Genomic DNA, 8400 nt, shown 5'->3' with positions numbered 1-8400 from the left:
GCCCGCTGCTCCACCACCATACGAACCGCCCGCTCGCGGACTTCAGGTGAAAATTTGTTGGTTGTCTTGCTCATAACGGATGCTCCTTCTCACAAGTTGGAGCCTCCTGGAAACCCGGGGCGCTTCAGGCCAGGTCTCGATCTATTTCGAGAGCGCGATCCGCATCGCCTCGCCGCAGATGCTCACGCAGAGCGGCACGTTGCCGCTGCAATGGGATCCCGCCAAGGGCGACCTGATCATCCACAAGTTGCAGATCCTGCGAGCGGGCGAGCGGGTGGACCTGCTCGCCAAGGGAACACGTTTCAAGGTGATCCAGCGCGAGCAGAAGCTGGAACAGTTCGCGCTCGACGGTGCGCTCACCGCCACGGTGGCGCTGGAAGGGCTGCGCGTCGGCGACGTGCTGGATGTCGCCTTCACCATCACCCGCAAGGATCCGGTGCTCGGCAAGGAGATGATGAGCGTCGTGCCGATGGTGCCGGCGCCCGCCAAGCTCGGCTTCGGCCGCGCGCGGCTCCTGTGGAAGGACGGAGTGCCGGTGGCGTGGCGCGACTATTCCGGCGGCGTGTTCGGCTCGGCCGATCGCAAGGGAGCAGAACCCAAGCTGATCGCCGGCGGCTACCGCGAGCTCACCCTGCCGCTGCCGACGGCGAAGCCCGCCGAACTCCCCGACGATGCGCCCGCGCGGTACAAGCCGCTGCCGATGCTCGACGTGAGCACCTATGCCGATTGGGCGACGCTGTCGCGCACCATGGCGCCCTATTATCGCAGCGAAGGCGCGATCGCGCCGGGCAGCCCGCTCGCCGGGGAGGTCGCCCGCATCGCCGCGGCCAGCAAGGACCCGCGTACCCGCGCCGCAATGGCGCTGCGGCTGGTGCAGGACCAGGTCCGCTACCTGTTCCGCGGCATGGACAACGGCAATTACCGCCCCCAGGCGCCGGCGGATACCTGGACGCTGCGCTATGGCGATTGCAAGGCCAAGACGCTGTTGCTGGTATCGCTGCTTCGTGCGCTGGAGATCGAAGCCGAGCCCGCGCTGGTGAGCAGCGGGCTGGGAGATCTGGTCGCCTCGCGGCTGCCCTCGCCGGGCGCGTTCGACCATGTGATCGTCCGCGCGACGATCGACGGCAAGACGCTGTGGCTGGACGGTACCCAGGGCGGCTCGCGCGTCGAGGATCTGGACGACGTGCCGCCGTTCCGCACCGCGCTGCCGATCCGCGCGGCGGGTGCCGCGCTGGAGGCGATGCCGATGCGCGCGCCGGCGCGGCCCGCGCAGCAGGTATCCGTGACGCTAGATGCGACCGCCGGCATCGAGTTTCCACAGCTGTTCGCGATCCGCATCGTCTATAGCGGCGCGATGGCGGAAGCGCTGCGCGGCGCGCGCTCGCAGATCGACAAGGACAAGCTGGCCGAGTTCCTTGGTCCGCAGATCTCCGCAGTGCTCGGCAACCACAGCGCGTTCGACCAGAAGATGGAGGACGATTCCGCCAACGGCACCGTGACGGTTACCGCCAACGGCGTCGCCTATCAGGACTGGAACTATGATCGCGGGCGTTTCCGCCTGCTGCTCGACTCGACCGCCGAGGGGCTGAGCTTCGCGCCCAATCGTGCCCGCACCGCGTGGAAAGCGATCCCGGCGACGAGCGGGGCACCTTCCGACGTGTGGGTGGAGCGGCGGTGGAAGCTTGCCGACGGCGGCAAGGGCTTCACGCTGGAAGGGCAGCAGACGTTGCCGGCGATGCTCGCGGGTATGCAGCTCGCGCGCAAGGTGGCGCTGGCGGACGGCTGGCTGTCGCTGCAGGACCGCACGACCACCGGCCTGCAGGAAGTGGCGCCCGAGCAGATCCCGGCGGCGCGCGCCGACGTGGCGCGGGTGAAGGCCAATCCGCTGCGGCTGATCGCCCCCGCCGACCATCCGGCGCGCTGGGCGGTGATCGGCGCCGCACGGAACGACGGGCGGCTCAAGCCCATCCTCGACGCCTATGCCAAGGCGATTGCCGCCAAGCCCGACGATCCCGACGGCTACACCAACCGCGCCTGGTTTCACGAGGCGATCTATGATCGCGAGGCGGCGATCGCGGACCTCAGCAAGGCGATCGAGCTGGCGCCGACCGCGGATATGTATCTTCGCCGCGCCGACGCCCAATATGCGCTGCGCCGCGACGACAAGGCGCTCGCCGACGTGCAGGCCGCGCTGGAGCTGGAGCCCGATTCGGCCGGCGCCACCGGCACGCTGGCGGTGTTCAAGCGCGACCGGGGGCAGATGGAGGAGGCGCGGGCGCTGATCGAGGCGCGGATCGACCAGGGCGGCGAGAAGAAGCTCGGCTGGCAGATGGAACTCGCCAACCTGCTGGGCGATGGCGGCCAGGTCGACGACGCCGTGGCGGTGCTCGATGAAGCGATCGCCACAGCGCCGGGCAATGCCGCGCTGCTCAACAGCCGCTGCTGGATTCGCGCGACGCACAATGTCGCGATCGAGCAGGCGCTGAAGGACTGCACCAGCGCGGTCGAGCTGAGCAGCAGCGCGGCGGCGATCCTCGACAGCCGGGCCATGGTCTATTTCCGCATGGGCAAGCTGGACGCGGCACGCACCGATCTTGACGCGGCACTGCGGGCGAGCCCCGAACAGTCGGACAGCCTCTATATGCGCGGCGTGATCGGCAGGCGGACCAAGGCCGCGGATGCCGATGCCTATCTCGCCGCCGCGCGGATGATCGAGCCGCGCATCGACGAGCGCTTCGCCCGCTTGGGGATCAAGCCCTAGCCGCTTTGCCATTTCTTCATCCGGCTGGGCTAGGCCAGTGCGCACTGGTCCCCTGTCTCCGGGGCGATGGCGAGACGCACCGCAATGCCTACCACCGTGTTCCTGACGATCGATACCGAGCTGATGTGGCGCCACCATGTCGCCGGTCTCGATCTGGCGGAGGTCGCGGCGCGCTCGTTCGAGCCTGCCGGGGTGGGGGTCGGCTGGCAGCTGGAGCGGCTGGCGGCGCATGGGCTGAAGGCGTGTTTCTTCGTCGATCCGATGCCGGCGCTGGTCCATGGCCTCGCCCCGATCGCGGCAGTGGTGCGGGCGATCCGCGCGGCCGGGCAGGAGGTGCAGCTGCACCTCCACCCCAACTGGACACAGGCGAGCGCCGCCGATCGCGGGCGGATGCCCACCCGCTTCGACCTGGTCGATTACGGCGCCGAGGAGCAGCACGCGCTGATCCGCCAGGCGCGCGCGCTGCTGATCGAGGCGGGGGCACCCGCGCCGATCGCCTTTCGCGGCGGCAGCTATGCGGCGAACGACGCCACGCTGGCCGCGCTGGCGGCGGCGGGCTTCGCCTATGATTCGAGCCACAACGGCTCCGAGCATCCCTGGCCGAGTGCGATCGGCCTGTCGCCGCGGCAGATCGCTCCGGTGCGGCACCAGGGACTGATCGAAGTGCCGGTGACGCTGATCGATACCGGCACGGCGCTGCGGCACTTCCAGATCTGCGCGCTCTCGGCCCGCGAGATGCGCGCGGCGCTCGATCACGCCGCGAGGAACCGTCACGCGGCGCTGACCATCATCAGCCACGGCTTCGAACTCGCCAATCGCGCCGGGACGAGGCCCAACGCCGTGCATGTCCGGCGTTTCGAGGCGCTGTGCCGGATGCTTGCCGAACGGCGCGACGCCCTTTTCACGGCGCATTTTGCCGATCGTCCGGCATTGCCGCTGGACCGGGAGGATGTACCGCTCGCTCCGAGCATGCTGCGCACCCGGCTGCGCCAGGCCGAGCAGCTCTGGTCGAACTTGATCGAGGAACGCGCGGGATGACGGTGATGCAGCCGGTGGCGCTGCGGTTCATGGTCGGCGCGCGGACTTTAGCCTCCGTGCGGCGGCGGCTGGTGCGGGTGCCGCTGACGCTTGCCGAGGCACGTCAGGGCGCGTGCCCGGAACTGCCGCCGCTGCCGCAAGAGGCGCAGGGCTATCTGATCACCTCGTTGCCCGAAACCCAGCACACCGCGCTGGGCAGGGCGGGCATGCTGGGAGCGGTGCGGCAGCGCTACACGCGCTTTCACATCGACCTGTCGCTGGGCTTCGATGCCTGGTTCGCCGGGCTGTCGGCGAACAGCCGGCAGGGGCTGAAGCGGAAGGCGCGGCGGATCGACGCGGAGGTGCATCGCTTTCGCACAGCCGAAGAACTGGCCATCTTCCACCCGCTCGCCCGCGCGCTTTCGGCACGGACCTATCAGGAGCGCCTGCTCGGGGGTGGCCTGCCCGACGACTTGGCCGGGCTGCAGCGGCTCGCCGCGGCCGATGCGGTGCGGGCATGGCTGCTGGTGCGGGACGGTCGCGCGATCGCCTATCTCTGCTGTCCGGCGGACGGCGACACCCTGCTCTACGCCCATGTCGGGCATGATCCCGCCTTCGCCGCACACTCGCCGGGGGCAGTGCTGCAGCTGGAAGCGCTGCGCGACCTGTTCGCCGAAGGCCGCTTCGCCTGGTTCGACTTCACCGAGGGCGAGGGCCAGCACAAGCGCCAGATGGCGAGCGGCGGGGTGGCGTGCGTCGACCTGATGCTGCTGCGCCCGACGCTGGCCAACCGGGCGCTGATCGCGGCATTGGCGGGGTTCGACGGCAGCGTGGCGCTGGCCAAGCGTGTGGTTCGGCGGTTGGGGGCGGAGGGGATTGCCCGGCGCGTACGGCGCGGCTGAGACCGCACTCTGGGTAGTTTTCTAGTGTTTCCTCACCCGCCAGGGGGAGGTGGCAGGCCAAAGGCCTGACGGAGGGGGAGGAAGCACGCCGGTCCGAAAGGTTCTGGCATCCTCCCCCTCCGTCACGCTTCGCGCGCCACCTCCCCCTGGCGGGGGAGGAAACGCTCTCTCCATCTGCGGGCGTCAGGCGATCAATCCAGCGGCACGCGGTCCACGCGCGCGGCGGAGAGGCCGTAGTAATTGGAGACCCGATCGGCATAGGCCTGGGTGAATTCGGGCGCGTTGCTCGCCCAGCTCGGGCCGCCTTCGAGCACGCGGCGGTCGATCGTGACGACATAATCGTCACCGGTAACGTCGTAGGAGATCAGCTCGAAGGGCAGGGGATAGTAGCTTTTGCCCATGCCCAGGAACCCGCCGAGGCTGAGCACCGCATAGAGCGTGCGCCCGCTGCCCTTCTCGACCATGAACGCCTGGACCTGCCCCAGCGAATCCCCGTCGCGGCTGCGGACTTTGAGCCCCTCGACGCGGGCGGTGACGAGCAGGCTGGTGGTTTCGGGCGTATCGGACATCGTCGTGCTTCCTTCTGGAACTTGCGCCCTTCGGAATGCACGAGGCGGGGATGTCGTTCCGCAGACGGGATGAACGGGCGGGTGTTTGCCGGAAAATGCCGCAGCTCCGCCCACAATCGGCGACCCGGGTCCGTCTCGACTTGCTGGACGGGCCCTGTGCGGGCTCCAACACTCCGACGACAGGCGACCGCAACCGGGCGAAGCGGTGTAAGCCACTACCGCTTCGCCCGTCTGGCTGGATCGGCTCAGGCCTCGTACCGCACGCGCAGATTGTGCGCCGGCCGCCGCCGGATGAGTGCACCCGCCAGGCCGAAGCCCGTGATCATCAGCCCCCAGCTGCCGGGTTCCGGCAGCGGGCTGGTGAGATGCGGGTTGAATACGAAAAGCTCTCCGGGATTGGCCGAGGACGACCACACGCCGACGCCGTTATCGACATATAACCCGGGCGTATAGTTCAGGTAGATGTCGTCGGCGTTCCGGTCGTCCAGCTTGCCGCCGGCCTTGCCGTAGATGTTGATCGTGCTATCGAGCCCGTTTTCGAAAATAATGTCGTCAATTGTGTAGGCGTGATCGATGAACGTCTTGGTGGCTTCGTTATAATAGTGCGTCGTCCAGCCGAATCCGGTCAACGTCCAGGCATGGGGGCCGCCAACCAGCGAGAGGTTAATGTCCACATAGGATCCGCTGGATCCGTAATAGCCGTAGGACGTACCTACAAACGTGTAATCGCGTGCGATCGACGGAGCGGCGGAGAATAACGTTGCCGCGGCGGCCAATGTCACAAGGCGCTTTTTCATTACGATGCTCCTCCACTTTCGGTCGGTTCGACGATTATTAATGGCTGGTTAACCGAAAGCGTAAGAGATGTCGATGGCATCGGATTGATGTTGAGCGATATATTCACGTTGTCGCAGTGATTACTGCGGGATCGGCGATCTCTGAGGCGCGCTGCGCCAAGCAATCCTGTCCACTGACCGCTAGAAGGTCACCCGCGATCGAACTTTAGGCTGCAGAGGACGGCGTGGCGTTCGCCCGGTGCGCCAGCAAAGGTGCGTGCACGTTGCGATCCGCGCCCCGGTATGTTTATCGCCGCTGGCCGAACCAGATGACGTGCCGCGGGCCCTTGCCGTTCTGTCGGGCGCGGACGGCGACTTCCTCCACCTGGAACCCGCTGTCGCGCATCCGGCGGGCAAAGGCGGGATCGGGCGCTGCCGACCATACTGCGAGGATGCCGCCCGGGCGGAGCGCCTGGCGCGCGGAATCGAGGCCGCGCATCGAATAGAGGCTGTCGTTGCCCACCCGGGTCAGTCCGTCGGGTCCGTTGTCGACGTCGAGCAGGATCGCGTCATAGGCGTTCTGGCCGTCGGCGATCACCCGGCCGACATCGTCGAACACGATCTTCACCCGCGGATCGTCCAGACAGCCGTTGGTCAGCGCCGCCATCGGGCCGCGCGCCCAGTCGACGATCTTGGGGACGAGCTCGGCCACCGTCACCCTGGCGTTGCCGCCCAGCACCGCCAGCGCGGCGCGGAGTGTGAAGCCCATGCCATAGCCGCCGATCAGCACCCGCGCCTCGCGCTTGCCGAGCCGTTCGAGCGTCATCACCGCCAGCGCTTCTTCCGAACCGCTCATCCGGCTGTTCATCAGCTCGTTGCGTTCGAGCACGATCATGTGATCGTCGCCACGGCGGAACAGCCGCAGCGGTTCGCCGCCGGGCACCTCGGCGGTGTCGAGCAGTTCGCGCGGGGTCATTGGTTTGTCCGGAGAGGCGAGCTGAAAATCGTGCCGCCCTCACCCTTCCGCGGCGTCGCCGCTCCCTCCCTCTCCCAATGGGAGAGGGAAGGGGCCCCCCGCCGCAGGCGGTGGGAAGGGTGAGGGAGACTGTCGTTCGAATGCAGTATGCCCGCCGTTAGCTGCATCAACCCAGCGCCGCCTTCAGCTTGGCGAAAAAGCCGCTCGACTGCGGGCATTCCTCGCCCGTCTCGGTCTTGCGGAATTCCTCGAGCAGTTCGCGCTGGCGGCCGCTGAGCTTGGTCGGCGTCTCGACCTCCAGCCGCACCACCAGGTCGCCGCGGCCGCGGCCCTGCAGCACCGGCATGCCCGCGCCGCGATGGCGCATCTCGCGGCCGGACTGGGTGCCGGCATGGATCTTGATCACATGCTCCACGCCGTCGAGCCCCGGGATGCGGATCTCGCCGCCCAGCGCCGCCGTGGTGAAGCTGATCGGCGCATTGGCGTACAGCGTCGTGCCCTGCCGCTCGTAGAGCGAATGGCGCGTCACATGGAGGAAGATGTAAAGATCGCCCGCGGGCGCCCCGCGCGCGCCGGCCTCGCCCTCGCCGGTCAGGCGAATGCGGGTGCCTTCGTCGACGCCGGGCGGAATCTCGATCTTGAGCGTCTTGGTCTTGTCGGTCCGGCCCTCGCCGCGGCAGCTGCGGCAGGGCTCGGCGATCACCTCGCCCGCGCCGTGGCAGGCCGGGCAGGTGCGCTCGACCATGAAGAAGCCCTGCTGCGCGCGCACCTTGCCGTGCCCGGCGCAGGTGGTGCAGGTCTTGGCCTGGGTGCCGGGCGTCGCGCCCGAGCCGTGGCAGCTGTCGCAGGGGCCCGAGACGTCGATGGTGATGTCGGTCGAATGGCCGTGGAAGGCCTGCTCGAGCGAGATCTCCATGTCGTAGCGCAGGTCCGCGCCGCGCCGCTGGGGCCGGCCACCGCCGCGCCCGCCGCCCATGAACTCGCCGAACACGCTTTCGAAAATGTCGCTGAACGCGCCGAAATCGCCTTGGCCGCCATGATGGCCGCCGCCGCCGTTCTGGAACGCGGCATGGCCGAAGCGGTCGTACGCCGCGCGTTTCTGGGGATCCTTCAGGCAGTCATAGGCTTCGCTGATCGCCTTGAACTTCGCCTCGGAATCCTTGCACCCGGCATTCTTGTCCGGGTGATATTTCATCGCGAGCTTGCGGTAGGACGATTTGATCGTCGCATCGTCCGCGCTGCGCTCGACTTCGAGCAGTTCGTAATAATCGACTTCGGTGGTCATCAAGAAAGCCCTCTCCCCATCAAGGGAGAGGGGTGGGAGCGGGGCCTGATCGATACGGTTCGCATCGTCTTGCCCCACTCCCCCTCTCCCCACCGGGGAGAGGGAGGGGGGTTG

At 68.0% G+C, this 8400-nt stretch carries 7 protein-coding genes; 3 read left to right on the top strand and 4 right to left on the bottom strand.

Features of this window, described 5'->3' with window-relative positions:
• Positions 1 to 79 precede the first annotated feature (79 nt).
• From S2M10_RS05375 to S2M10_RS05365, 3 genes are all read left to right on the top strand, one after another.
• The gene (locus S2M10_RS05375) at positions 80 to 2761 is read left to right on the top strand and encodes a DUF3857 domain-containing protein (RefSeq protein WP_168845229.1); all 2682 of its coding nucleotides are present in this window, start codon (positions 80 to 82) and stop codon (positions 2759 to 2761) included.
• A gap of 84 nt (positions 2762 to 2845) precedes the next feature.
• Entirely contained in the window at positions 2846 to 3799 is a 954-nt protein-coding gene (locus S2M10_RS05370; RefSeq protein WP_168845228.1) for a polysaccharide deacetylase, read from the top strand.
• Positions 3796 to 4680, top strand: coding sequence for a GNAT family N-acetyltransferase (locus tag S2M10_RS05365; protein ID WP_168845227.1), 885 nt, complete (start codon positions 3796 to 3798; stop codon positions 4678 to 4680). The genes S2M10_RS05370 and S2M10_RS05365 overlap by 4 nt, the downstream gene beginning before the upstream one ends.
• Positions 4681 to 4871: 191 nt before the next feature.
• On the opposite strand, the gene S2M10_RS05360 is transcribed toward S2M10_RS05365, so the two are convergent.
• The 4 genes from S2M10_RS05360 to dnaJ form a co-directional block, all read right to left on the bottom strand.
• The gene (locus tag S2M10_RS05360; protein ID WP_168845226.1) at positions 4872 to 5249 is read right to left on the bottom strand and encodes a PRC-barrel domain-containing protein; all 378 of its coding nucleotides are present in this window, start codon (positions 5247 to 5249) and stop codon (positions 4872 to 4874) included.
• A gap of 245 nt (positions 5250 to 5494) precedes the next feature.
• A complete protein-coding gene (locus tag S2M10_RS05355) occupies positions 5495 to 6046 on the bottom strand; it encodes a PEPxxWA-CTERM sorting domain-containing protein (protein WP_168845225.1) in 552 nt (183 codons plus the stop codon).
• 286 nt (positions 6047 to 6332) lie between these two features.
• Positions 6333 to 7001, bottom strand: a complete 669-nt coding sequence (locus S2M10_RS05350) for a spermidine synthase (protein WP_168845224.1) — start codon at positions 6999 to 7001, stop codon at positions 6333 to 6335.
• Between the two features lie 166 nt (positions 7002 to 7167).
• On the bottom strand, positions 7168 to 8286 hold the full coding sequence (gene dnaJ / locus S2M10_RS05345; RefSeq protein WP_168845223.1) for a molecular chaperone DnaJ: 1119 nt from the start codon (positions 8284 to 8286) through the stop codon (positions 7168 to 7170).
• Positions 8287 to 8400 lie beyond the last annotated feature (114 nt).

Origin of the sequence: Sphingomonas sp. S2M10 (genome assembly GCF_012650175.1) — a bacterium.
Lineage (GTDB): Bacteria > Pseudomonadota > Alphaproteobacteria > Sphingomonadales > Sphingomonadaceae > Sphingomonas.
The sequence above is the reverse complement of the archived record's forward strand: the minus strand, read 5'-3'. Positions and strand labels throughout refer to the sequence as shown.